Genomic DNA, 25403 nt, shown 5'->3' with positions numbered 1-25403 from the left:
GCCGTTTGATTTGGATTAAACAATATTGTTCAGCGGACGCCCCAAAAGGAGCACCCCGCCCGATTACAGGCATTCAACTAACCGAAAAGCTCTTATTGGTGGTTAATAAGAATAATTACTCTACAAAATTTATAGACAAATAACAGCCTATTTGTTTTGCCGCGCAAGTTGCGGAGTGGAAAGTCCTGTCCTATTTTTTTTCAAAGCACTACCGATCATACCTATACGCACCATGCCCCGACTTTCCCAAACAGCCAAAATAAGGCAATTGCATTTTACCAATCAAGCAATTCTTAAAATTTATACTTTAATCCATAGACTTTATAGATTTATTTCCAATATTGGGACCGGTTCGAGATACCTGACGCGCATTGGTATGCTGCAAATCACCATCCTGCTCATTTCGCACGAAATGAACGTGGTAAAATCCATTTGCCATATGGTAACACTATTTAATCTACCAATTTAGTAGTATAAAACTTGAAAATAACTTTACTTTGCCGATCAAATAAGTATAGTTATTAACGAGCGTTACCTATGATCCGAATTCTCCGTTCAAATCACATCCGATTGATTTGGGCCTTTCTGGGCGGCATTGTGGCCTTGCAGAGCCATGCCCAGTCCGTTTCCATTCAGGGAAAAGTTACTTCCGCCAACGACCAGTCGGCGTTGCCGGGCATTAATGTCCTGGTCAAAAACAGCACCACCGGGACTACTACCAATACCGACGGCAAGTTCGAGATCGCCGCCGGGAGCGATGCCGTGCTGGTGTTTTCGGCCATCGGCTACATTACCCAGGAGCTCGAAGTCAAGGGACGTTCACAGATCAACGTTCAGCTGAGTGATGATACCCGGCAACTGAATGAGCTCGTGGTCGTAGGGTATGGCACCCAGAAAAAGCGCGATCTGACAGGCTCCGTGAATTCGCTGGACAGCAAGGATTTTAACAAAGGCGTACAAACATCTGTTGATCAACTCATTGCCGGTCGCTCTGCGGGTGTGCAAGTGACGCAGTCCAGCTCCGAGCCGGGCGGTGGCGTGACGATCCGTATCCGCGGCGCGAACTCGATCAATGCCAGCAATGAGCCGCTGTATGTGATCGACGGTTTACCGGTAAACAATGCCTCGGTAGTGCCGGGTTCTACACTGGTGAACGAGCAGGCGCCCCGAAACCCGCTCAATGCATTGAACCCGAACGATATCGAGTCGGTAGAGATATTGAAAGATGCTTCGGCGACGGCCATCTACGGGTCGCGGGGGGCAAACGGGGTTATTCTCATCACCACCAAAAAAGGCACGAAGGGCAAACTGAATGTCAATTATGCACTTTCCGGCGCGGTGTCGGAGGTGACCAAACGTGTTCCGATGCTCAATGCACAGCAATACATGGCGCTGCTCAACGACCTCCGCGCCGACCAGAAGCAGGCGCCTGAATTTTCGGCAGAGCAAATCGCCGCCGTGGGCAAGGGTACTTACTGGCAGGATGAAATCTTTAAAAAAGGTTATCTCCAAAACCACCAGCTTTCGTTTTCCGGCGGACAGGACAAATTCACTTACTACGCCTCGCTCAATTACCTCGATCAGAAGGGCGTGGTCATCAGTTCGGGCATTAAAAAGTATGTCGGCCGGGTAAACCTTAACTACACGGGTGACAAGTTTAAATTTGGTTTAAACCTTAATTCCAGCCAGGTGAAGGACGATTTCGTGCCCAATGGCGTGAGCGTGAATGAGGGCGCGGGGGTGATCAACACCGCCATTTTCCAGGACCCTACCCTTACCATCAAAAACCCGAATGGCACCTGGACGCAGACGCAGATCGTGAACCTTGAAAACCCCGTGGGACTTGCCAATGAAGTGAGCGATTTCGCCACCACCAACCGCACATTCGCCAGCGTTTTTGCAGAATATTACTTCCTCCCCGAGCTGTCGGCCAAGATCAATTTCGGCACCGACCGCCAGGATTCACGGCGCGATATTTTCACGTCACGCCTTACCAAGCGCGCCGAAGGCACCAAAGGCATTGCCAGCGTGCTCACCAGCAATGCTTCCAACAATCTCGTCGAATTCACCGCGCGGTACAGCAAGGCACTCAACAAGGATAACCAGCTCGAAATCCTCGGCGGCTATACCTATCAGGACTTTGTCGTGAGCTCGCTTTCAGCCGGTGCGCAGAACTTCCCGCTCGATGCATTGGGCACGGATAACCTCTCTGCGGGCGCACAAAGCACATTTTCGCTCGGCTCCGGTCGGACGAAGAACCAGCTGCTATCCTACCTCGGTCGCGTGAACTACAATTTGCTCGACAAATACCTGCTTACCGCTTCCATACGCGCCGACGGCTCCTCGCGCTTCGGCGACAACAAGAAATACGGCGTCTTCCCGTCGGTAGCACTCGGCTGGCGGATCAAGGACGAGCTTTTTCTCAAAAACGTGAATGCGTTGACCGATCTGAAACTTCGCGCCAGCTACGGCGTGACCGGTAACCAGGACATCGGCAGCTACAAATCACTCGTGCTCCTCGGGCCGCAGGGGCAAGCTATTTTCGACGGCGCGCCTTATGTGGGCATTTCCACCACGCAGCTCCCCAACCCCGATCTGAAATGGGAAACCACCACTCAGCTCGATATTGGCGTGGATTTCAGCCTGTTTGCCAACCGCTTATCGGGTAGCATCGATTATTTCCATAAACAAACCAGAGACCTGCTTCTGCAACTACCCATTCCGCGGACCAGCGGTTTTTCCACTACCTTTAAAAACGTAGGCGGCCTGAAAAACACGGGTTTTGATTTCACGCTGACTTCCATCAATGTTACCGCGCCCTTCACATGGCGATCGAGCGTGAATTTCTCGGTCGTAAAAAACGAGGTGACCGATTTGGGTTCATTGCCTTACATTCTGGGTGGTTCGGCCGGTTTTACCAATGACTTCACGATCATCCGCAAGGGCGATCCGCTGAATGCCTACTACGGCTACATTGTGGACGGCGTGTTCCAGCACGGCGAAGATATCGCCAAATCCGCGCAGCCGCTCTCGCGCCCGGGCGAGTACAAATACCGTGATGTGAACAAGGACGGCACCATCAACTCCGCCGACCGGGCCATCCTCGGCTCTCCCTTCCCGAAGTTCACCTACGGCCTTAACAACGATTTCTCTTACGGGGCATTCAACCTCTCGTTCTTCTTCCAGGGTGTGCAGGGCAACAAAATGTTCAATCTCAACCGTACCGAATCGGAGAACCCGATCTCTTTCCGTCGCAACCGCCTCGCCGAAAGCTACACCGACCGCTGGACAGCGACCAACCCGACCAACGCCAATTCTTCGGGTATACCTGTGGCAGTTTCCTACACGAGCAACGTGAACAGCCGGGCCGTGGAGAATGCTTCTTATTTACGACTAAAATCGGTGCAGCTCACTTACAACTTCCCATCGGCCAAATGGAAGCATATCAAAGGATTGCAGGTGTACTTGACCGGGCAGAACTTGTTCACCATCACCAAATACACCGGCTATGACCCGGAAGTAAGTGCCTTCGGGACCTCTAACGTGCGCGCCGATTACAATGCATTCCCGCTTTCCCGCACCTATACCGCGGGCGTGAGCATCAATTTTTAATATTCTGTGAGACAATGAAAAAGTTACTTTATATACTGCTGCTGCTGGGCGCCGCCGGTTGCGACAAACCCCTTGAAGAGGAAGTCTATTCTTCTTTTGGCCCCAATAATTTCTTCAAAACCGCCGACGACGCCGAGGCGTTGCTCAATGCCGCTTATGCCCTCGAACAGAAGCAGGGTACCGACGGCTTCCGGAATATTTTCGTCATGGCCGAGGTTACTACCGACCTCATCATCATCCGCGAGGGCGGATTACGCGGGCTCGCGCAGCCGCTCGAAGACTTTACATGGAATGCCTCCCACGAGTTTTTCGACACCGCCTGGACCCGCTATTACAGCGCCATTTACCGAGCCAACCTCGTGATCGACAATGTGCCCAACATTGATTTCGACGACGAACGGAAGAAGCAGATCGTGGCCGAAGCGCGTTTCCTCAGGGCCAGCGGCTACATTTCGCTTTATGACCTTTTTGGCCCTACTCCACTCATTACCAACAGCGTAAGCAGCAGCGAAGATCGTCCCGCGCGTGCCGGTAAGGAAGAGTTTATCAAATTCGTGACCGACGAACTGACCGCCGTAGCCGATATCCTGCCCGTTACCGCGAAACAATATGGCCGTGCTACCAAAGGGGCTGCACTCGCATTTCTCACCAAATTTTACCTGAACAACAAAAACTGGCAAAAAACGAACGAAACCGCTCAAAAGGTGATCGACCTGAATACGTACAGTCTCTTCAACTCGGCCAACCGGACGGACCTTTTCAAACTCGCCAACGAGAAAAACAGCGAGTTCATTTACGTACGTCCGCACGTAGCGCAGCCGGGCCTGGGTACCAACTACCTGCCCCACGCAGCGCCCCCGAACTACAAATACAAGGGCGCGACGAAAGCCAACTACGCAACGCAGCTTAAAACATTATCCGGCTTCTACGACTCTTTCGACCCCAAAGACCAGCGCCGAGAAGCATTCCTGACCGAATACGACGATTTGAATGGCAAACACATCGTGCTTGGCCAGGACGATAAGCGGAGCTTTAAATTCGAAGAAGACCTCCCCGCCACCGGCGCCGACCTCGGCAACGATTTCCCCGTCGTTCGCTATGCCGACATCCTGCTCAGCAAAGCCGAGGCATTGAACGAGCTCGAAGGTCCTACCCAGGCCGCGGTAGATCTCATCAATCAGGTACGCGTGAAAGCCGGCCTCACTGCCCTTTCCGTTTCGACATTTGCCTCCAAAGACGCATTGCGGGCACACATTCTCAAAGAGCGTGGTTGGGAATTCTTCACCGAGGAACTCCGCCGACAAGATCTGATCCGTCATGACAAGTTTATAGAAATGGCCAAAGGTCGCGGGAAAACGGCATTCGATTACCAGGTACTCTTCCCACTCCCGCAGAGCGAGATTGACCGTAACCCAAGTTTGAAGCAGAATGAGGGATATAAGTAGACACTGAACTGAGCAACTACCTATCACGACAAAGCCAGGCAATCTTCATGATTACCTGGCTTTGTCGTATGCAGGAAAAGCCTTCGAATGATCGCCCGCTGCCCTATTTCCTTTTAAAACCCTTAATGGAATTTCCATCATAACGATACACACCGTCCAGGGAACCAAACCAGATGCTTCCATCATTAGCTTCCAGGATTCCAAAAGTCATTCGTTCATTAACACCGTATTCCGACGCTATTTTGATGGCGGTTGGCTTTTTGTCCGACAAGGTATTTTTATCGTACCTGGAAATCCCCCATTTTCCACTTACGGCATTTTCCGAACTCGTCCAGATATTTCCCTTCCTGTCTTCATAGACATAACCCACAAAATCATCCGAGATATTGGTAAATGTAATGCCGTCGTAACGCCAAAGCCCATCCTGTCCCGCCAGCCAGACATTGCCCTTACTATCTTCGATGATCGTACGGACATTTGTAAACGTTTGCCCGTTATGGACAAGGACCGAAGATATTTTCCCATCGTAAACGCGGGCATTCCCCCTTGTGCCAAGCCAAAACTTCCCGTTTTTGTCCTCGACAATAGCATTTACGTCATCATGGTCATCAGGCGGAAGATCTCCTGATTCCAGACTCGTGAAAGCCGGCCCCAAATTCGCCCGGTAATTCCGAAACTGCTTCCCATCGTAGCGGCTAAGTCCTTTCAACGTGCCGAACCAGATATTGCCGCTTTTATCTTCATAAATATGGGGCACCTGGTCGTCGATCAGCCCTTGTTGCTTTGTGAAATGCTGAAACGTTTTATCATCTGCCCGATTGGGATCGTAATAAAAAACGCCTGAACCAATCGTACCGAACCAAAAGTTGCCCTTCCTGTCCTCCAAAACGGAAAAGAAGCGGGCCGAACTGACTTTGCTTGTGATATTGGTGAACGATTTCCCGTCGTACCGAAAGATCCCGTCAAATGCGGCCATCCAGATATTACCCTTTCGGTCCTGTATGATGTTCCTCGTGATGGCGCTGGGACCATGGGAACTGATGATACCCGCAGTATCGGACTTGGGCAGGTTCGTTGTAATTTGTCCGTGGCACCACGTGCCGGACACAAATAGCAACAATGCAAACGAGCATACACATTTCTTCATTTTTCTTTTGGTTATCAAGGACTCCGGCAAATCTAAAAGCTTTTGTGCCGGACTTTTTAAAGGACTTGTTAAAGAAGGTTAATGAAATGTTAAAGTTGCTTGGGGCGGGTAGAAGGTGCGGTTAAATTGGATTGTCCGCGGATGCCAGTTTCACGGCGGCTCATTCAAAATTCGATCATTCCCTTATTGGTGGTATCATTCCAGAATATTAGTCTATTTATTTTATAGATTAAATTGGTTAAAATGAAAAATGGCTAATTTGCGCCGTAAATACCTGTTTTTACTTATGCCCGATTCTACACCATTACCGGCCTCTGTGTGGAAGCCGTATGAAAAAATCCTTTTACGCGCAGCATTGATTTATGCGGTGATCAGTACGATCCCTTTCAACCCGGAGTTTTACAGGCAGGACTTCGATGCCGGGTTTAATGTTAATTCCTATCCCTTCCGCTGGCTGGATGTGATTTCCCAAAACAAGCCCTGGTTTTTTGCCAGTCAGGAAGGTAAAAACTATACGGGCTGGTGGATTACGGTACTGGTCTGCATTGCTGCCGGGTTGGGCTGGGACCTGATCGATCGCCGGCGTCAGGATTTTGAGAAGCTGTATTACTGGTTTTACGCGGCGGCGCGTTACGGGGTCGTGCTGAGAATGTCGTGGTTTGCCTGGGCCAAAGTATTTCCGGTGCAGATGCCTTTTCCGACGATCAGCCAGCTCAATACCAACCTCGGCGATTTCACGCCGGGCAAGTTGTACTGGCTAACTACCGGCGTATCCCCGTTTTTCGAAGTATTTGCGGGGATATTCGAACTGGTGGCGACGGTGCTGTTGCTCTTCCGTCGCACGACTACACTAGGCGCATTGATGATGGTGGCGATCCTGCTGCCGATCTGGTTTGTCAATATCGGCTACGATGCCGGTGTGGAGCTTACCAGCTTGCATTTGCTATCACTATCACTGCTGTTGCTTGTCCGCGACAGCCGCAAGTTCTACGAAATCCTGATCGGGCACCGCGCCGTGGCGCTGACGTTCGTACCTGCATTCCGTTTCCGTCACGAATGGCCCAACCGCGTCAGGGTCGCTTTTAAATACGGATTTGTATTCTTTTTCGTGCTTTTCAGGGGGTTCAGTTACGGGCAGCTTTACGCCAGCGGCAAGTCGTTTAAGCTGCCTCTCGACGATGGACTGGCATCCGCGACCGGCCTCTACAAGGTGACCGAGTTCCGTCTGAACAACGAGCTGCTGGCACCTTCGCCTACCGATTCGGTGCGATGGGAAAATGTGATCTTCGAGAAATTCAATACGATCAGCATTAAAGTGAACAAAAACTTTCGGCTCGATACGCGCAATGCGGTGCGGACGACGGAATACTACGGCAATATCGGCCGCTACTATTATGGTTACAAGGCCGATACGGTCAACAAAGTGTTCCATTTGCACAACCGCATCGACACGGCGGCGCATATCACGCTGCATTATGAGCAGCCCGTGCCTGGAAGGTACATTCTCCGGGGCGTGAATGAGGGCCGCGATTCCCTGTTCGTGGTTCTGAATAAAGTAGAAAAGAAATACCCATTGGAAGAGATAAGAAAATAGGTACTGTTTCATTAAACATTTTGCATATGCACTCTCAAAAATTACTTTTCGCGGCATTACTGGCAGCCGGCCTGGCTTCGCGCACGTCCGCACAGAACATTACGCAACAGCAGCAGCCATTTACCGGCACGGTAGGCAAGACGCTCGCCGAATCGAAGGAAGTATGGACGAACCCTGTCAAAGCCCCGGCCGGAGCTCCCAATGTGGTGTGGGTTTTGCTCGACGACGTCGGTTTCGGGGCCACGAGCACATTCGGCGGGGTGATCCGCACACCTACTTTCGACAGCCTGGCGAATAATGGCCTGCGGTATACCAATTTCCACACGGCTGCCATTTGCGCCCCCACCCGCGCGGCCCTGCTTACCGGGCGTAACCAGCATGCGGTGCATGAGGGCGGGTTCTCGCACACGTGGTCGTCTTTTGGCTTTCCGGGTTGGGATGGTCGCATTCCTTCCGACAAGGGTACCGTTGCCGAAATCCTGCGCGAGGCGGGTTACAACACTTTCGCCGTCGGCAAATACGGTCTCACGCCCGATCAGGACGCTACCGATGCCGGTCCGTTCGACCGCTGGCCTTCGGGCAAGGGTTTCGACCATTTCTTCGGGTTCCTCGGCTCGCAAACCGACCAGTACAAACCTGACCTCGTCGAAGACAATGCCCACGTGACGCCGGATGGACGCCACCTGAACGACCAGATCACCGACAAGGCCATCAGCTTCATCGACCGCCAGAAAAAGGCGGCGCCGAACAAGCCGTTCTTCCTGTACTACGCCCCCGGCGCCACCCACGCGCCGCACCAGGTAGCGAAGGAATGGAGCGACCAGTACAAAGGACAATTCGACGGCGGCTGGGACGAATTCCGCGAGAAGGTTTTTGCCCGGCAGAAGAAACAAGGCATTATCCCGGCCAATGTGGTGTTACCCGAGCGTAACCCGAACATCCGCGCCTGGGCGAGCCTTTCGGCGGATGAAAAGAAGCTTTATGCACGTTTCATGGAGGTTTATGCCGGCTACCTGACCTACACCGACCATGAAGTAGGAAGGATTGTGAGCCACCTCAAAAAGATCAACCAGCTCGATAATACGCTTATTTTGGTGGTGATCGGCGATAATGGGGCGAGCAAGGAAGGCGCGCTGGGCGGGGTGATTGCCAGATCGTCGGCTGCCGCTATTGCCGCAACGCTTTTGGAGGCAGAGCAGGTTAAGAACAACCTGGCGCAGATCGACCTGATCGGCTCGCCGGAAGGTACCAATGCTAATTATCCCCTCGGTTGGGCACAGGCTGCCAACACGCCATTCAAATACTGGAAGCAGGATGCGCATTCGGAAGGCGGCACACGCAACCCGCTTATCGCATTCTATCCCAAAGGCATTACCGAAAAAGGCGGCATCCGCACCCAGTACGGCCACGTGATCGACCTGCTGCCTACTACCCTGGAAATTACAGGCATTAAAGCGCCGGAGGTCATCAGGGGCATTAAGCAGGACGAAATCCACGGTACTTCGCTGGCCTACTCGATCAATGACGCACGGGCTGCTTCGCGCCATAAAATACAGTACTATTACATTTTCGGATCGCGATCGATCTACCAGGATGGCTGGAAAGCCGCATTTGCCTACAAACCGACCTCGGCACCTGCTGGTAACCTCGTAAGCGCGATCAGCGTCGCTAATCCGGATAACAACGACTGGCAGCTCTATAACCTGAACGAGGATTTCAACGAGCGCATCGATCTTGCCCAAAAGAACCCGAAGAAACTGGAAGAGTTGAAAGCGCTTTTTGAAGAGCAGGCCAAAAAATACAATATCTACCCTTACATTACGTGGGATGACGTTCTTAAACGCCGCCTGCCGCAGCCCACGCAACAGCAACAGCCTGCCGCCGGCAAATAACAGACATTACAAACCAACAGTCCAATGCTGAACCCGATGCCTTTTCTGTTTTGTAAAAAATTATTGCTTTTAAAGTTCACATCACTAATAATCCTGTGCAGTCTGGCTCCTTTGCACGCCCAGACCGCGCAGGATACCATTCCCCAGGTATTAGTTTACAAAAAAGTCGATACGCTGAGCCTGACGTTGCGGGTTTTCAAACCGGCTGGATTCGAAACCGGGAAAAAGTACCCGGCCATTGTCTTCTTTTTCGGCGGCGGGTGGATCGGCGGAAATATTGGTCAGTTTCAGAAACAGGCCGTTTACCTCGCATCCCGCGGGATGGTGGCCATCCTGGCCGATTATCGCGTGCAATCGAGGCATCACACGACACCTTTTGAAGCCGTGGCCGATGGTAAATCAGCGATCCGGTACGTTCGCGCGCACGCGGGCGAGTTGGGCATCGATCCGGACCGCATTGTAGCTGCCGGCGGGTCGGCAGGTGGGCATGTGGCGGCCGCTACCGACCTGACGAAGCTCGACGAACCATCCGAAAATGCCGCCATCAGCGCACGGCCCAATGCGCTGGTGCTTTTCAACCCGGTATTCAACAACGGTCCGGGCGAATATGGCTACGACCGCATCGGCGCGCGCTATACCGAGATATCTCCTTACCACAACATCCGGAAAGGCGCTGCTCCTACCCTCATCATGCTGGGGACGAAAGACAAACTGGTATCCGTAGCCACGGCCGGGGCCTACAAAGCGAAACTGACCGAAGCCGGCACCCGCGGCGAGCTTATCCTTTACCCGGAGCAGCCGCACGGGTTTTTCAACCGGGGCGAATGGTTCATTAAAACGCTCCGCGACACGGATGTTTTCCTGAAATCGCTCGGGTACATCAAAGGCGACCCGACGCTCTGATTACGATTTTAAAATCAACTACCTCCCCGCGATCGTTAGGTTCCATTTCACATCCCACGGCCGCCATTGCATTACTTCGGTGGCGATTCGTTGGAAAATCAATGAGGCAGCAACCACAAAAAGAACCCAACCAACCCCAGCAATGCAATATTGGTAACCGTAGCAATCCGATAAGCGGAAACGTAATCCGCAACACCCGGCAACGGGCCGAGATTGGAAAAGAAGATCCCTCCTACCACGCCAATGCCCAGCGCTATTGCCGTTTGCTGGAAGGTCGAAAAAGTGCCGGAAGCGGCTCCTGCGAGTTCAATAGGGATGTTTTTCAGCCCGACGGCCAATAGCGAAGGCAATACCGAGCCGCAGCCGGTGCCGTAGGCGAAAAGGATAGGATAAAGCAGGTATCGATCCACCTGCGCGCCGTTCAGGACGATGATGTGAAGGGCCAATGTGGTCATCATGATCAGCACACCTGCCTGCAATACTTTTTTGCCAAACAATGGGACCAGCCGCAGCGAAACCAGCGATGCGATCACATAGCCGACTCCTTGAAATACAAACAGCATACCCGTTTCGACGGAACTGAACCCGAGGCCCGTTTCGAGCAGCATGACGTTGATCAGAAAATAGGAGTCCTGAACCATGAAGTAGAACAACACGATCGCCATCCCGATATTGAAATCGCGGAAGCCGAACAGACGGACGTCCAGTAACGGCAGCCGTTGGTGCGGAACGGCAGAAAGCTTTTGCTTTTGGTCCCTCACAAACATTACAAGCAAAATACCTCCCGCACCCAGCATGGCCATACACCACCACGGCCAATTCAACTCGCGCCCGCGTATGAGCGGATAGAGCAGGCACACGAGCGCGCCTGTGAGCAGGAGTACGCCCGAGAAGTCGAAGCCTGTACCGCGACTGGCGTTCCGACGGCGATCGGGCGGCAACAGGAACAGCGCCATGGGCACCACCACCAGGCCGATAGGCAGGTTAATGAGAAAAACCAGCCGCCAGCCATCCAGAAAAGCATTCATGTCGGGTAAAAGACCGCCCAGGAATTGACCGATCACCGACGCGCTGCCTGCCACGCTGCCGTAAATCCCCAATGCCTTCACCCGCTCCCGCCCGCCCGGAAACAGCTCCTGAATGTAGGTAATGCCCTGCGGGATCATCCATGCGGCAGCTACCCCCTGAAAAAAACGGGCGACATTCAATTGCCAGGGTGTTTGCGCGAAGCCGCACATCGCCGAGATCACCACAAAAAGCAGCATGGCCAGCACAAAGACTTTCTTTTTACCAAAATAATCCCCTGCCCGGCCGGCGGTTATCAGAAAAACGGCATAACCCAGCAAATAGAGGGCGATCACGAGCTGGATATCGCTATCCGTGCCGCGGATACCCGTTTTAATATGCGGAATAGCAACATTGACGATAAAAATGTCCATCACGGACAGGAATACCGAAGCCGAAATAATGGCCAGTAACAGCCATTTTGAAATTTGTAGGTTCATTGCGTTGTTGGAAGATCAAGGCGTGCCGAAATTTTCGGTTTGCATTCATTTGCAGCCAAAATTCAGGCAGACAACGCTCGTAATCAAGTAGTTTATCAGACAATACCAGGTATGACGGACGATACTATTATTGCAGATCAGTCAATTACAAATGCAAATTCTGATGCTTTTTCAGCAAAAAATTGCAACATGAATATCACGCTGGATATTATCGGCGGGAAATGGAAGCTGATGCTTCTGAACAAGATCCGGGAGGAATGCCCGATGCGTTTCGGTGTGCTGCGCCGTAAGCTCCCCCACATTACGCAGGCGACGCTTACGGCACAGCTGAAACAATTGGAACGCGACGGCATCCTGCTGCGTAAAGCCTACGCAGAAACGCCGCCGCGGGTGGAGTACAAACTGACGGAAATCGGCAAAAGCCTGATCCCCATTATGGATTCGCTCTGCGCATGGGGCGAAGATTACCAGCGGCAAATCCGGCCCGAATGATGCAGCGGTACAGATTAGTCTCTTACTACGCTGGTTTTCAACACTTTTTCAGGGGCTTTATTTAAACTCAGCACCTTGAATGTCTTCGCCTCCGCATTCACGCGGGTGAATGCATACGCGCAGGAGCCCGCGAGGACGAGGAACAATGCATCGATAAAGAAAATGTCGAATGCGCCCTGCTGCCAGGTATTCCAGATCCATAGTCCGGTCGAAATGCCGTTGGCGATGGGTACACCCAGGCAAAGAACGGCCGACAAAAGCAATGTATGACGGTTCATCCGCGGCAGGCTGCGGAGGACCATGAGGTAAATGCCGAGTACGAGCCAGCTGTAAAAGTAGGTGCGGTAGATCACCCCTTGATCGACATGGTCGAGCATTTTGACCATAATGAATGTGAATGCCGTTACCGGAAGCATACTCAGACAAGCCGCCAGGAAGAAGTTACTCGCCCAGAAGTTGAACCGGCGCTTCCGGAGTTCGGTAGCGACTTTATCCCGCGCCACCAGCCAGATCATTATGCCGGAAATGATCACCGCACACCCCATCAGTCCTAATAAAAAGAACACGATCCGCAATGGCTTACCACCAAAATCACCGAAATGCAGGTGGTACAACAGTGCCTTCACGCCGTCGATATAGTTACCGTCGGTATTTGGCGACTTGATTTCCAGCACTTTTCCGCTCGCAATGTTCACCGTCACATACCCCGATCCTGCGAAGTTAGTCTCGGCATTCGGCTTCGCTTCGAGGCTTACCTGCATACTCTCGTCCATGTAATTCCGGATGTAAATGCGTGAGATTTTGGCGTCCTTCCACTCCTTCTGCCATTTCCCGATAAAAGCGTCCATATCGAATGTGCCGTTCATCGGTTTGTAGGTGTAATCCACCTTCACGGTTTTGTTGTATTGCAGGCTTTCGTACAGCTTGTCGCTGTCGCCGTCGTAAAGCAGGTTGGCAAAAGGCGTCAGCAGCACATAGTTCACGATCAGGACTACGCCCGTCACGGCAAACACCAGCTGGAACGGGAAACCGATCACGCCGAGCACGGTATGCATGTCTGTCCAGACGGTCTTCCATTTGCTCATCGGCCTGAAAAGGAAGAAGTTGGATTTAATCTTGTCCCAATGCAGCAGCAAGCCGGTAATCAACGCGAACAGGAAAAGAAAGGCCACAATCCCTGCCACCAGGTAACCAAATGGTGTACCGATATCGATACCGACCTGGTTAAGCTGCGCGAGGAAATGCAGGCGGTAAAGGAACTCGGCCATATCATAGCTGTCGGAATAATCGCCCGCTTTTTTATCCGCGAAATGGTAGCGGAAATAAGCCGCGTCATCGTCCTGTTTCCTCCCTCTTCCCCTTCTCTTTTCCGCCTTCGCAGGTTTCGGTTTGGGCTTGCTGACCGTCGTATCCGCCGAAGCGGTCATATCCACATAAGATCCCTGGCCCTGACGCAGCAGGTAAAAATTGAAGTTGCGGCCTTGCAGGTTATAATGCTGCGAAAGCGAGTCGAGCAGGTGATTGTACGGCGGATCGAACTGATGCCCTACTTCCGATCTTCCCTTTTGCCAGGCGGCGATATCATCCTTAAAAAAGGAAAAAGACCCTGCGAAGAATATGACGTACAGCACAGCGGCAATGATGATCCCGCTGATGGTGTGGGTGTGAAAATAGATGTTATACTTCCTAGGATCCATGATTGAGGTTGAATTTCAGTAAATAGGGCAGCGCGAACACGACCGTCAGGAGGATGTAAAGCCCCCAGACCCGCCATACGTTCGTGGCGATGAATGCGTAAAGCAGCAGGAAAGCCCAGAGGATGTAACCCGTAAAAGCGGCGGTCATGATGACATTTTCCTTGGGCAGGAAAGCCGTAAAAAACAAATGCACGCTCATCATCACGGCATATCCGCCGACACTTCCGGCGAGGAGTTTGCTGAGCCGCAGCCACGGCGATTTGGTCAGGTACTTCTTATTGGCAGGCATAAAATCAATTAATAACAAGTTCGAGCGTCACCGCACACAGGTAAAGTATCGCAACTCCGGCCGAACCGAAGTAGCGGAATGGAAAAAACAGCACGGATACCGATCCGGCCGTCATCAGGATCACGATCGCAGCAAACAAGCCGCTTCCTACCCCGAGCAAACTGACACAAAGCGCGGTCGCAACCAGAAACAATGCGCCTGCCGCAAGGCGACTGTACAATGCATTGGCAGCCATAAAGGCCATGGCGCTGTTTTTATCGGGCCACGAGATGCGGGTTGACGTGTTCATCCAGAACATGAACCCAAGGAGGAAGAGTAGACAAATCGTACTGAACATAAGCGTTGGTTCAAAGGCACATCCGGCGAAGAAATGCACCTGAGGCTATTGGTTATGAGAAAATTGGAAGAAATTATTTGTAATTAGTTTAAATAAACTTCACAAATATAGAGCGAAACGCGGAAAGTGCCGTAAAAAATTGCCTGATTTTGTAAAAAGAGACGGGAGGTTACAAGGGATTTCAAAAAACGAAGTCACCATGAAAAACAAATATGAAACCCATAAAAGCCTATATTAAATTAATTTATATATTAACAAAAAATAGTCGCTTCCTGAGTTACAGTAACATATCCGGTCATTGAGCAATCAAATAATCCATTTAAAATGAGTGCGTCCAAACTTGTCTTTTTGTTGTTGGCATTAGCATTGGTTGATACCCATTCGTTGGCGCAGGGCGTGCCGCAATCCAGCGTAGCGAGGATCGACAGCATTTTTCAATGCTATGCGCAGGATAAACCGGGTGGCCAGCTGGCTGTAAGTCTCAATGGGCAAGTCGTATATTCCAAGGCATGGGGAATGGCCAATCTGGAAACCGGCACACCGCTCACTACGGAATCCCTCATCGAAGCGGGTTCCGTGTCCAAGCAATTCACCGCGGCGGCAGTGTTGCTACTCGATAACCAGGGGAAATTGAAGCTCGACGAGCCGGTGGACAAATACATTCCCGGCCTACCTTCCTACGGTGAGCCGATCCTGATCCGCCACCTGATCCATCATACCAGCGGGTTACGCGAATGGAGCGACATTGCGGAGTTCGCTGGTTCTCCGCAGGTGTTGCGCGTGATGGACAACAATGCTGCACTTCGCATTATCTGTCGGCAAAAAAGCATTAACAACCGGCCCGGGGAAGCATTCCGGTACAGCAATTCCAATTACATTCTGCTCGCGCTCATTGTTGAAAAAGCTTCCGGAATGTCGTTCGCCGATTTTACACAGAAATACATCTTCGGGCCGGCGGGTATGAAGCACACCCAATGGCGAAATGAAAACTTCAAAGTAATCGCGGGGCGCAGCCAGGCTTATGAGGTCGTAAAAGGAACTTTCCGGACGCTTATGCCGGATGGCGCCATTCACGGACCCGGCGGCTTACTGACGACCGCGGAGGATCTGCTGAAATGGACGGCGTTTTATTCGGCGGGCAAACTGGGAGGACCGGTATTGCTGAACCGGCAAACCGCACTGGACACGCTCCCAAACGGGGACATCAATAACTATGGAGCAGGACTTTTTATTGACTATAATATCTCAAAACCCACTTTTTTTCACGGCGGTGCGACTGCCGGCTACCGCTCTAAACTGATTTGCTCTCCAACCCAGGGGCTCTCGATAGCATGGCTCAGCAATACGTCCATGCTGGATACCATCGGCTTTAACCCCGCCACGGAAGTGCTGCAAATTCTTGCAAAGCCTGAGGACATTACGGCCCTGCCGCGGAAGAAGTCGGACATTGTTCAAACAGACCGCAAAAAGCTGCAACGCTTCACCGGATACTACAAAAGCGCCCAGTCCATGCGCGATGTCGATATTACGCTTGGTCAGGAGGGGTTACTTTTGTCTGACATCCTTCTGGAACCTGTTGATAGTCTGCGGTTTTATTTTTTCAACACACTGCTCCAATTCGATCATGCGGGCGGGCTGACAGTCACCCCGCCTTCCAGTGACCCAATGAAGTATTACCTGACGGATAAGATGACGGCGCCTCACCAGGAGTATGCCGGAAAATACTTTTCCGATGAAGTTGGAGCTGCGATCGAGGTCCAAAAATCGGTTACGGGCCTGGAACTGCAACTGGTGAGCGGGATACGTTACACAATGATAGCTTGTTCCAAAGACCGGTTCCTCGTCCCGGATCTTAAAACCGACGTCGTTTTTAAAAGAAACAGGGAGAATAAAACAACGGCCGCCGAACTGACCACTCCCCGAACACTCGGATTGCGATTCAAAAAAATCAAACCTTCCGATTCATACCCTTGAACGGCAGCCCACCACTCGCCACATCTATCACTCCAATTATAGAAACTTATGATCTATGTTATTTTGAGAATACGACTATATGCGGGAATTTTGTAGCCGGAAATATCACATTATATCAAAATGGAATACAGAACATTAGGAAATAGCGATTTAAAACTATCTGCGATCACTTACGGCGCATTCGCGATCGGGGGCACGATGTGGGGTGGGAACGAGAAAAAAGATTCGATCGACGCGATTCACGCGTCGCTGGACCATGGGGTTACTTCGCTGGACACGGCGCCTTTTTACGGCTTCGGGCTGAGTGAAGAGCTAATTGCCGAAGCGTTGAAAGGCAAAGACCGGACGAAAGTGCAGATACTCACCAAGTTCGGTCTTGTGTGGGACAGCAGCAACGCCGGTAAGGGAATGCATTTTTTTGATATTGAAAACGATGGCCGGAATCTTCCGGTTTACAAATACTCGTCGAAGGCCAATATCATCAAAGAAGTCGAAGAAAGCCTGAAAAGGTTGAATACGGATTATATCGACCTGTTGCAACAGCACTGGCCGGACATTACCACACCGATCGACGAGACGATGGAAGCCATGGAAACGCTGATTCGACAAGGCAAAATCCGCGCGGCAGGGGTTTCCAATCACGGCCTGCCATTGTTGCAGGAGGCCTCCAAAACGTTCGTTCCGGCTTCCAACCAGGTCGCGTATAGCATGCTCAACCGAGCGATCGAAGCCGAGCTGGTGCCGTACAGCGTCGAAAACAACATCGGTATCATCGCTTACAGCCCCATGGAACGCGGCTTGCTTTCCGGCAAATACTTTCAAAACGATACCCTGAAAAGCGACGACCACCGTAACGGCTACTTCGGCCAATTCGACCTCGAAAAAGTGAAAGCATTGCTCGAAAAGCTCTCGCCCATCGCCGCAGAAAAGAATGCGACGCTCGCGCAACTGGTACTGCGCTGGACGACGCTTCAAAAAGGTATTACCGTCGTGCTCGCGGGTGCGCGCAATGCGGAACAGGCCATTTCCAATGCGCAGGCAATCGATATCGAACTTTCTGCGGAGGAGTTGCAGGCAATTAATAGTTATTTGGTTGATTTTAAGCGGTAAACCATAAGCAATACGTACAAAGACGGCCGGTTTGTGCATGTACAAACCGGCCGTTTTTTGTATATAAATAGCTCCTCAAACCCGCAACGTACCACGGAAACCTCTGGCCGCATAATACGATTCCGCGCCGTTGTGGTAGTAAAAAACCGTGTCGTACCGGCGATCACAGAAGACGGCGCCGCCAAGTTTACGGATGTCGGCCGGGGTTTTGATCCAACTGGATGTTTTAAGGTCGAATTTCCCGAGCGTCTGCAAATGGCGGTACTCCTCTTCATCGAGGATTTCGATACCGATTTCGGCGGCTACGTCCAATGCGGTATTTTCGGGTTTGTTTTCTTTTCTGAACTCCCACGCGTCGCGGTCGTAGCAGAGGCTGCGGCGACCTTTGGGGCTTTCGGCCACGCAATCGCAGAAAATGTATTCGCCGGTCTTTTTGTCGACACCGATCACGTCGGGTTCGCCGCCGGTAAGTTCCATTTGGTCGAGCGACCATAATCTTTCCGGTTTCGCATTCAGCCTCGCCTCCACATCGGCCCATTTGATGCCTTCGTGGCGGTTTTTGTGTTTTTCAAAACGTGTTTTTAAGGTTTTCAATAGTTCGTCGCGACCTTCCGTCGACAGTTCTTTTTTCTCGATGGCCATAATATTGTTTCTTTAAATTAATTCACAAAAAAACGCTAGTCGTTCAACCCTTTGCCGTTCAGGATGCGCCCGATGTTTTTTTCGATCCGGAGCTGGCGGGTCTGGGATTGCTTTGAGGCAGTAAAATAGATGATATACGCACGCTGGCGTCCGGGCGTCAATGCGTCGAATGCCGTTTTCAATGCTGGAATTTCGTCGAAAGTCGCCTGTAACTCAGCGGGAACAGGCAGCGATTTGTCGACCTCCACCTTCAAACCCGATTGCTCGGCCTGAATGGCTTCGCGGATGTAGGCTTTAAGCACGGGTTCCATTGCAACGACGTCCTCCGGGGTGGCGAAGCGTATCTGCCGCCCTACCTTCGTGTTTTCACCGGTTTTGATCAGCACATTTTCGGGGTCGCTCAGCAGGTAGCCCTTCATGAACAGTATGGCACAATAGGCCTTGAAACCCTGAATGACGACGATGTTCGTCCCTTCAAACGAATAGCACGGCTTGCCCCATTTGAACTCCTCCGTCAGCCCGCAATCCAGCGCGATGGTTCTCAATTGTTCTATCACTTCCCGCCATTGCCTGGCCTGGACTACGTATGCATCGACTTTGGTATTCATCGTAATGTGCCTTTAAATTTGAACAACAGCCAATTTTCTGCCCGCCGGCCGGAAATACCAGGAAATGACCGTCAATACGAGCAACAAAAGCGGTGGCGCTACTTCACCGATCGGATCGCCTAGTGCCATGTGCGAGATGATCGCCCCCGACATGCAAAAGAAGAACCCGGCGTACGCCCACTCTTTCAGAAGCGGGAATTTAGGAATAAGTACTGCAATCACACCCAGAATTTTCCAGGTGCCGATCATCGTGAGCAGGTATTCGGGATAGCCGAGGCGTGCAAACATATCCGCCTCTTCCTTCATTTTCATGAGCTGCACAATGCCGGTCGACGTCATTCCCAGCGCGAGCCATGCCGTAAAAATCCAGTAAATGATTCTGTTTCTCTTTTCCATGGTGGTTTATATTAATTGTTTGACAACTTGTTCCAACCGGTTGTGGGCCATATTGATACCCGCCGCAAAAGGCAGTTTCAGCGCCGCTTCACGGTCCTCGGGCGACTTGTAGACGATCTGCATAGTGACTTTGCTCGTCTCGTCGGTGAGCTTTTCGAATACGAGAAATTCCAGCTGTACCGGGTATGGTGTGTTTTCCATTTGGAAAGTGCGCGTGATTTTCTGCTCCGGCACAAACTCGTGGATCACGCCATTCATCCGCAATACTACATTGCCCGCCGCGTCGGACGTTTCGAACGCCCAGGCGCCGTGAGGCCTGCTTTCGAGTTTCACGACTTTGGTACTCATCCACTGCTCCACGATCTCCGGCTCCACATAGGCCTTGAAGAGCAGGTCGAGCGGCAGCTCAAACTCCCGGGTGATCACCAGGTCCTGCCTGCCGTTTTCCGCATTGATTTTCGTCTTCCGTTCCATGTTGTGTTATTTTTTGGATTGATAGTTTTTCATAATGGATTCCAGCTTGTTGAAGCGGTCATCCCACATTTGCCGGAAAGGCTCGATGAAGTCGGCGATCTCTTTCATTTTATTGGGATTTAAGTGATAATAAATCTCCCGGCCGGTCTGCTCCTGTTTCAGCAACTCGCATTCGGTGAGTATTTGCAGGTGCTTGGAAACCGTAGGTCGGGCCGTATCGAAGTTCGAGGCGATCGCCCCCGCTGTCAGGGATTGCGACGCCAGTAATAGCAGTATGGCCCTGCGGGTTGGGTCTGCTATGGCTTGAAATACATCTCGTCTCAGGTTCATTGCGTAGTTATTTGGCTACGAATTTATGTGTAGTCACTTAACTACACAAATTTTTTATAGTTTTTTTTGAAAAATTAATGGATAAATGGCTTTTTGTAAGCGCATTGGGCTTGTTCAATTTATCCGGCAAACATGACGCGGCGCTACACTCTTCTGATTATATTGTTCTTCTCCGGCATTGTCGCGCACGCGGCAGAACCGGTCAATATCATATTCATCATCGGCGACGACATCAGCTGGGATGACATCGGTGCCTATGGCAATGGCAAGGTGAAGACGCCGAACCTCAACAAGCTTGCGCGCGAGGGCATTAAATTTACCAATATGTTTCTGACCGCCAGCTCTTGCAGCCCTAGCCGCACGAGCATTCTCACGGGCCGGTACCCACACAATACCGGCGCCGCCGAGCTGCATGCCCCGCTCCCGGCGCATTTGAAATACTTCCCCGAACTGCTGAAACAAAAAGGCTATTACACCGCATTGGCCGGCAAATGGCACGAAGGCCCCAACACACGCCGGGCTTACGATACGCTGCTGGTGAACCAGGCGCAGAATGGTGAAGGCGGTGAAGCACAATGGGTTAACCTGTTGAAATCCAGACCTAAAAACAAACCGTTTTTCTTCTGGCTATCGCCCTACGACGCGCACCGGCCGTGGTCGGCCACGACCAACGGCCCGCAGCACGATCCCGCGCGCGACGTGGAGGTACCGCCTACGCTTGTGGACACACGTGAGACGCGGCAGGACCTCGTGGCCTATTACAATGAAATCGCCCGCCTGGATCATTATGTAGGCGCACTCGAAAATGAACTCGCCACGCAGGGACTGTCGGAGAACACGCTCATCATTTTCATGGCGGACAACGGTCGCCCATTCCCCGGAAGCAAGACGCGCCTGACCGACGCCGGCATTAAAACGCCTTTTCTCGTGAAGTGGCCTGCGGGTATCGGCGCCGGGCAAATCTGCCAGAGCCTGATCAGCGCCGTCGATATCGCCCCTACATTACTGGCATTGGCAGGTATCGGGGCCGGACCGACATTCCAGGGTAAAAGCTTTGCACAACTATTCAAGAAACCTGATCAGGAGTTCAGAAAATACATTTTCGCCGAGCACAACTGGCACGATTACGAAGCTTACGAGCGGGCCGTGCGCACGAAGGATTTTTTGTATATCATTAATAAAAGACCCGAACTCGACAACGGTGGCCCGATCGACGCCAATCAAAGCCCCTCGGCAAAAGCATTGAAAGCCGCCCGGAAAACCGGCAAGCTGAGTCCGCTGCAAGAAGACGCATTGAAAGTACCGCGGGCATCGGAAGAATTTTTCGACAATTTCAAAGACCCTGCGCAAGTCGAAAACCTGTTGGCAAACAATACTTATTCCAAACAAATCCAAACCTTGAAAAAGGTGCTTGCCCAATGGCAAACCGACACCGGCGACACCACACCCAAACACCTCACCCCCGACTGGTACGACCGCGAAACCGGCGAGGCATTGCCTGCCAAGGACAAACGCGGCGAAATGCCCGGGGCTGCCAGAAATGCGGACAGGATTAATGCGAAAGGGCCTTTTTGATAATCCTATTTCATTAGCACCAATTCCACAGCCCGAATATCCGCGAACTTGCCGCCTTTCAGTTCAGTAGCGAGCAATTTCAGCTCGCCTTTACCCTTTTCGAGCTTAATTTCACCGACTTTCAACGTCCGAAACTCCTTTTCGTAAGATTCCGCCGTCCTTTTCACGCGGTCGGGGCTCGGGAGTAATGGTGGATCAAATGGTTCGGGAATGCGGCCGGAGATCTGGCTTTTGTTCAACACCAGTTTGAATGCATCGCCCGCATCCGCGCTGGTGTAGCGGATATTTACCTGATACCAGCCTGTTGTATGCACATCCACATTCCAGCTCGCGTAAGAATCGGTATCCGACCAGTTCGCGATCCAGGAAGAGTTCGGTGCGGAGGCGCTGTATGAGAGGCTGCCTTTGGTGGAAGGGTGCAAAACAGCGTCCTGGGAAGGTAGCACCGTCTTCGGAAACTGGCTGTAACCTACCGGCAGCGAGCGCGTCGAATCAATATTTTTGTAGACATCCGCATACCACTTATCGAATGCAATGCGGAGGCTGTCGGTCAGTGCCGGGTATTGCGACGCGATGTTATTTTGTTGTGTCGAGTCGGCGACGAGGTCGTACAATGCATTGTTTTGATATAAGTAATGACCTTTTCGTACACTGTTGTTTTTATTGATCGATAAGTAGAGCAGCCGGTCCGGAATGCGGGCGGCTTTTGTCAATGCAGGTTTGAGGCTGATGCCGTCGAGTGGTTTACCGCTCTTTTTCACAGGTGTACCAGCCAGATCGATCAATGTAGGAAACAAGTCGATGTAAGCCGCGTTGTCATGCACTACTTTCCCGGCGGGAATCACGCCCGGCCAGCGAATGAGAAATGGTACGCGTACACTTCCTTCTCCGGTAGTACCTTTTCTGCCTTTCATATCGCCATTCCAGCGCCAGGAGTTGGGGCCGTTGTCGCTGAGGTAGATGACGATCGTGTTGTCGGCCAATTTCAGGTCGTCAAGTCTTTTAAGGATTCTTCCCACATTGTCGTCGATGTTTTCGGTCATGGCCAGCGCGGTTATGGTCGTTTCTTCATCCTCCTCGCCCTTGTTCTGGCTGAATTGATTGATACCCCGCTGTTTCACGCGGTTATAGTTCTCATCCGGCACCTGGAACGGCGAATGCGGCGTGTTGTAGGGCACATAACAAAGGAATGGTCTACCAGCCTTTTTGCTTTTTTCAATAAACCCGATGGCCTTGTTTGTTAAATCGTCGGCGATGTAGCCGGTGCTTTTCGCAGGCTCGCCGTTATGGTCAATGGTCGTATTGAAATAATTGGCGTAATGCCCGCTGAGCATGCCGTAAAACTCGTCGAATCCGCGGCCATTGGGATGGTAGGGATATTGGCTGCCATTGTGCCATTTCCCGAAGCAGCCTGTGGCGTAACCGGCGCTTTTGAGCATATCGGCCAGGGTAACTTCGTCCAGGTTCATAAATTCCCGCGAGTTGGATACGCCCCAGACGCCCGCGCGGTAATGATAGCGTCCCGTGAGCAGGCCCGCACGCGTGGGGGCGCACAGGGGCGAGACGTAAAACCGTGAAAACTGAGCGCCTTCCTTCCCGATCCGGTCGATATGCGGCGTGCGGACGTTGGTGTTGCCGTTAATGCTCAAATCGCCCCATCCCTGATCGTCGGCCAGAATGAGCACGATATTAGGTCGCTTTTGGGCATTCGCATTCAAAAACAATATCGTAAGCAATGCCAGGAGCATCGCGCGGACTGAGAGGGTGTTTTTCATCATTGCAAAAACTACTTTTTATAATACCTGTCCTGCGTGTATTTCGGCTGGAACTTGTCCATGGTTCGCTCGAATTTTTCCGGCGCGTATTTCATCGGAAGAATCGTTTTCGCAGTATAAGCCACGGTGTCGCCGGTTTGCTGCTGCCATTGGACCAGCAGTTTTTTCAAACGCTCCTCTTTTTGCCGGTACTCGGCTTTCCCCGACAGGTTTTCCAGTTCCAGCGGATCTTTTTTGAGATTGAAAAGCTGGGTATAATCGCGGTTAGGGTAGCGGATCAGCTTCCATTCATCGTCCCTCACTGCCCTTATCAGGTTGCGGTAGGCGGTAAAACTGCTTTCCCGGACACCTTTGGCTTTTCCGCTGATCACCTCCGCGAGATTTTTGCCATCCACTCCTTCGGGTTTGGGAAGCCCCGTTGCGGATGCCAGCGTAGGGAAAATGTCGTAGAGGTACACCAATGCATTCGATACCTGGCTTTTTGGAATACCGGGCCCGGTGATGATGAACGGCACTTTCATACTATGCTCGTAAAGGCTCTGCTTGCCGAGCAAGCCGTGGCTGCCTACCGCCAGACCGTTATCGGCGGCGTAAACGATAATGGTGTTCTCATATAGCCCCTTCTCCTTCAACGACCGGATAATGTCGCCCACGCGCGTATCCAGATGACTGATCAGCCCGTAATAGTCCGACAATGTGGCTTTGACGATTTCCGGCGTGCGTGGCCAGGGGGCGAGGTTCTCATCACGGACCTGCGCTTCGCCGTAGTCGAACGGATGCACGGGTTTGAAGTTGCCCGGCAGTGGAATATCCTTTTCGGGGTATTTGCCGATGTAATCCTCACGCGGCGAGCGAGGGTCGTGCGGGGCGGTGTACGCGATGTAGCAGAAAAACGGGCTGCTCTTTTTGCCTTTGGCATATTCATCAATGTAAGAAAGCGCCGCTTCTGTAAAAATGTCGGTAGAGAAGCCTTTCGTTACCGGCTCGCCGAGTTTGCCATTGTTCAGATCCCGTACAGGTACCTGAAAATGGTCGCTCATGCCACCGAGCATAACGGCCTTCCCTTTCTGAAATGAAGCCTCGAAGGTTTGAGCGCCATTGTGCCACTTTCCGGTACCGAACGTTTCATAACCATTTTCCGCGAAATGCTGCGGCATGGTATGAACGCCATCGAGCACATCGTACACGTGAAAAAGGCTTTTCCCGCTCATGAGCATCGCCCGGCTGGGGGCGCATATGGCCCCGTGGTGCCCGCCCATGACATAGCAGTTCGCAAACCGCGTCCCCGATTTCGCCAGCTGGTCGATGTTCGGCGTTTTTACGACCGAGTTCCCGGCTATCCCCAGGGCATCGGCACGCTGATCGTCGGCGAAAATGAAAAGGATATTGGGTTTTGCGGCGGGCTTCGGTGCCGGCTGCTTTTCAGGAAGATATTGCAGGAACAACGGCGCGGCCAGCAAAACGGCCCACAGCCAGCGCAGACTTGTAAAACTTTTCAAAGCGGGTTTAATTATGATTTAGACTCAAATAAAAGGTTGGGCGCTAATTTACATACTTATCCCACCATTTTACTCGGGTTTATAAACCGTAGCATGACGATTAGGGT

At 51.9% G+C, this 25403-nt stretch carries 21 protein-coding genes; 9 read left to right on the top strand and 12 right to left on the bottom strand.

The genetic code is table 11. The features are described 5' to 3' along the window. Window positions 1-537 precede the first annotated feature (537 nt). Together BMW93_RS18905 and BMW93_RS18900 are read left to right on the top strand one after the other, a co-directional pair. Window positions 538-3612: a TonB-dependent receptor gene (locus BMW93_RS18905; RefSeq protein ID WP_090379723.1), complete on the top strand. Its 3075-nt coding sequence runs from the start codon at window positions 538-540 to the stop codon at window positions 3610-3612. A gap of 14 nt (window positions 3613-3626) precedes the next feature. Then, window positions 3627-5057, top strand: a complete 1431-nt coding sequence (locus tag BMW93_RS18900; protein ID WP_090379720.1) for a RagB/SusD family nutrient uptake outer membrane protein — start codon at window positions 3627-3629, stop codon at window positions 5055-5057. Between the two features lie 103 nt (window positions 5058-5160). Here the strand turns inward: BMW93_RS18900 and BMW93_RS18895 are convergent, their stop codons facing one another. Next, window positions 5161-6204, bottom strand: a complete 1044-nt coding sequence (locus BMW93_RS18895) for a two-component regulator propeller domain-containing protein (RefSeq protein WP_090379904.1) — start codon at window positions 6202-6204, stop codon at window positions 5161-5163. A 286-nt stretch (window positions 6205-6490) separates the two neighbouring features. On the opposite strand from BMW93_RS18895, the gene BMW93_RS18890 reads away from it, so the two are divergent. The 3 genes from BMW93_RS18890 to BMW93_RS18880 all read left to right on the top strand — a co-directional run bounded on the left by BMW93_RS18890 (window position 6491) and on the right by BMW93_RS18880 (window position 10593). Beyond that, on the top strand, window positions 6491-7798 hold the full coding sequence (locus BMW93_RS18890; RefSeq protein ID WP_218147710.1) for a hypothetical protein: 1308 nt from the start codon (window positions 6491-6493) through the stop codon (window positions 7796-7798). A 26-nt stretch (window positions 7799-7824) separates the two neighbouring features. After that, entirely contained in the window at window positions 7825-9690 is a 1866-nt protein-coding gene (locus BMW93_RS18885) for an arylsulfatase (protein WP_090379715.1), read from the top strand. 111 nt (window positions 9691-9801) lie between these two features. Further along, window positions 9802-10593 carry an alpha/beta hydrolase gene (locus BMW93_RS18880; protein WP_229240583.1) on the top strand — a complete coding sequence of 264 codons (792 nt, stop codon included), beginning with the start codon at window positions 9802-9804 and terminating at the stop codon, window positions 10591-10593. A gap of 98 nt (window positions 10594-10691) precedes the next feature. Here BMW93_RS18880 and BMW93_RS18875 read toward each other — a convergent pair whose 3' ends face one another. Beyond that, entirely contained in the window at window positions 10692-12098 is a 1407-nt protein-coding gene (locus tag BMW93_RS18875) for an MFS transporter (RefSeq protein WP_090379712.1), read from the bottom strand. Between the two features lie 189 nt (window positions 12099-12287). On the opposite strand from BMW93_RS18875, the gene BMW93_RS18870 reads away from it, so the two are divergent. Further along, window positions 12288-12590, top strand: a complete 303-nt coding sequence (locus BMW93_RS18870; RefSeq protein ID WP_229240581.1) for a helix-turn-helix domain-containing protein — start codon at window positions 12288-12290, stop codon at window positions 12588-12590. 14 nt (window positions 12591-12604) lie between these two features. Here the strand turns inward: BMW93_RS18870 and BMW93_RS18865 are convergent, their stop codons facing one another. From BMW93_RS18865 to BMW93_RS18855, 3 genes are read right to left on the bottom strand one after another with little or no spacing between them, the layout of a single operon-like run. After that, window positions 12605-14287 (bottom strand): PepSY domain-containing protein, encoded by a 1683-nt coding sequence (locus BMW93_RS18865; RefSeq protein WP_090379706.1) that lies wholly within the window; start codon window positions 14285-14287, stop codon window positions 12605-12607. Further along, complete coding sequence (locus tag BMW93_RS18860; RefSeq protein WP_090379704.1) at window positions 14277-14576, bottom strand: hypothetical protein; 300 nt, start codon at window positions 14574-14576, stop codon at window positions 14277-14279. Before BMW93_RS18860 ends, BMW93_RS18865 begins: the two co-directional genes overlap by 11 nt. Before the next feature lie 4 nt (window positions 14577-14580). Next, window positions 14581-14913 carry a hypothetical protein gene (locus BMW93_RS18855; RefSeq protein WP_090379701.1) on the bottom strand — a complete coding sequence of 111 codons (333 nt, stop codon included), beginning with the start codon at window positions 14911-14913 and terminating at the stop codon, window positions 14581-14583. 324 nt (window positions 14914-15237) lie between these two features. On the opposite strand from BMW93_RS18855, the gene BMW93_RS18850 reads away from it, so the two are divergent. Together BMW93_RS18850 and BMW93_RS18845 are read left to right on the top strand one after the other, a co-directional pair. Then, complete coding sequence (locus BMW93_RS18850; protein ID WP_090379698.1) at window positions 15238-16887, top strand: serine hydrolase; 1650 nt, start codon at window positions 15238-15240, stop codon at window positions 16885-16887. A 120-nt stretch (window positions 16888-17007) separates the two neighbouring features. Next, window positions 17008-17997: an aldo/keto reductase gene (locus BMW93_RS18845; RefSeq protein WP_090379696.1), complete on the top strand. Its 990-nt coding sequence runs from the start codon at window positions 17008-17010 to the stop codon at window positions 17995-17997. A gap of 75 nt (window positions 17998-18072) precedes the next feature. Here the strand turns inward: BMW93_RS18845 and BMW93_RS18840 are convergent, their stop codons facing one another. Genes BMW93_RS18840 through BMW93_RS18820 form a run of 5 tightly spaced genes read right to left on the bottom strand, consistent with a single transcriptional unit; the run spans window position 18073 to window position 20447 of the window. Then, on the bottom strand, window positions 18073-18639 hold the full coding sequence (locus BMW93_RS18840) for a DUF4256 domain-containing protein (protein ID WP_177194122.1): 567 nt from the start codon (window positions 18637-18639) through the stop codon (window positions 18073-18075). Window positions 18640-18674: 35 nt separating this feature from the next. After that, window positions 18675-19247, bottom strand: a complete 573-nt coding sequence (locus BMW93_RS18835) for a YdeI family protein (RefSeq protein WP_090379693.1) — start codon at window positions 19245-19247, stop codon at window positions 18675-18677. Between the two features lie 12 nt (window positions 19248-19259). Beyond that, window positions 19260-19643: a DoxX family protein gene (locus tag BMW93_RS18830; protein ID WP_090379690.1), complete on the bottom strand. Its 384-nt coding sequence runs from the start codon at window positions 19641-19643 to the stop codon at window positions 19260-19262. A 6-nt stretch (window positions 19644-19649) separates the two neighbouring features. Continuing rightward, the gene (locus BMW93_RS18825; RefSeq protein WP_090379688.1) at window positions 19650-20117 is read right to left on the bottom strand and encodes an SRPBCC domain-containing protein; all 468 of its coding nucleotides are present in this window, start codon (window positions 20115-20117) and stop codon (window positions 19650-19652) included. 6 nt (window positions 20118-20123) lie between these two features. After that, a complete protein-coding gene (locus BMW93_RS18820; RefSeq protein ID WP_090379686.1) occupies window positions 20124-20447 on the bottom strand; it encodes a helix-turn-helix transcriptional regulator in 324 nt (107 codons plus the stop codon). 132 nt (window positions 20448-20579) lie between these two features. Here BMW93_RS18820 and BMW93_RS18815 point away from each other — a divergent pair, with 132 nt between their 5' ends. Continuing rightward, a complete protein-coding gene (locus tag BMW93_RS18815) occupies window positions 20580-22022 on the top strand; it encodes a sulfatase (RefSeq protein ID WP_090379683.1) in 1443 nt (480 codons plus the stop codon). 5 nt (window positions 22023-22027) lie between these two features. Here the strand turns inward: BMW93_RS18815 and BMW93_RS18810 are convergent, their stop codons facing one another. Both BMW93_RS18810 and BMW93_RS18805 read right to left on the bottom strand, forming a co-directional pair. Beyond that, on the bottom strand, window positions 22028-23800 hold the full coding sequence (locus tag BMW93_RS18810; RefSeq protein WP_218147709.1) for an arylsulfatase: 1773 nt from the start codon (window positions 23798-23800) through the stop codon (window positions 22028-22030). An 8-nt stretch (window positions 23801-23808) separates the two neighbouring features. Next, window positions 23809-25296 carry a sulfatase-like hydrolase/transferase gene (locus BMW93_RS18805; protein ID WP_229240579.1) on the bottom strand — a complete coding sequence of 496 codons (1488 nt, stop codon included), beginning with the start codon at window positions 25294-25296 and terminating at the stop codon, window positions 23809-23811. Window positions 25297-25403: the final 107 nt, after the last annotated feature.

Origin of the sequence: Dyadobacter sp. SG02, assembly GCF_900109045.1 — a bacterium.
Taxonomy (GTDB): domain Bacteria; phylum Bacteroidota; class Bacteroidia; order Cytophagales; family Spirosomataceae; genus Dyadobacter.
This window is presented reverse-complemented; position numbering and strand designations above follow the sequence as displayed.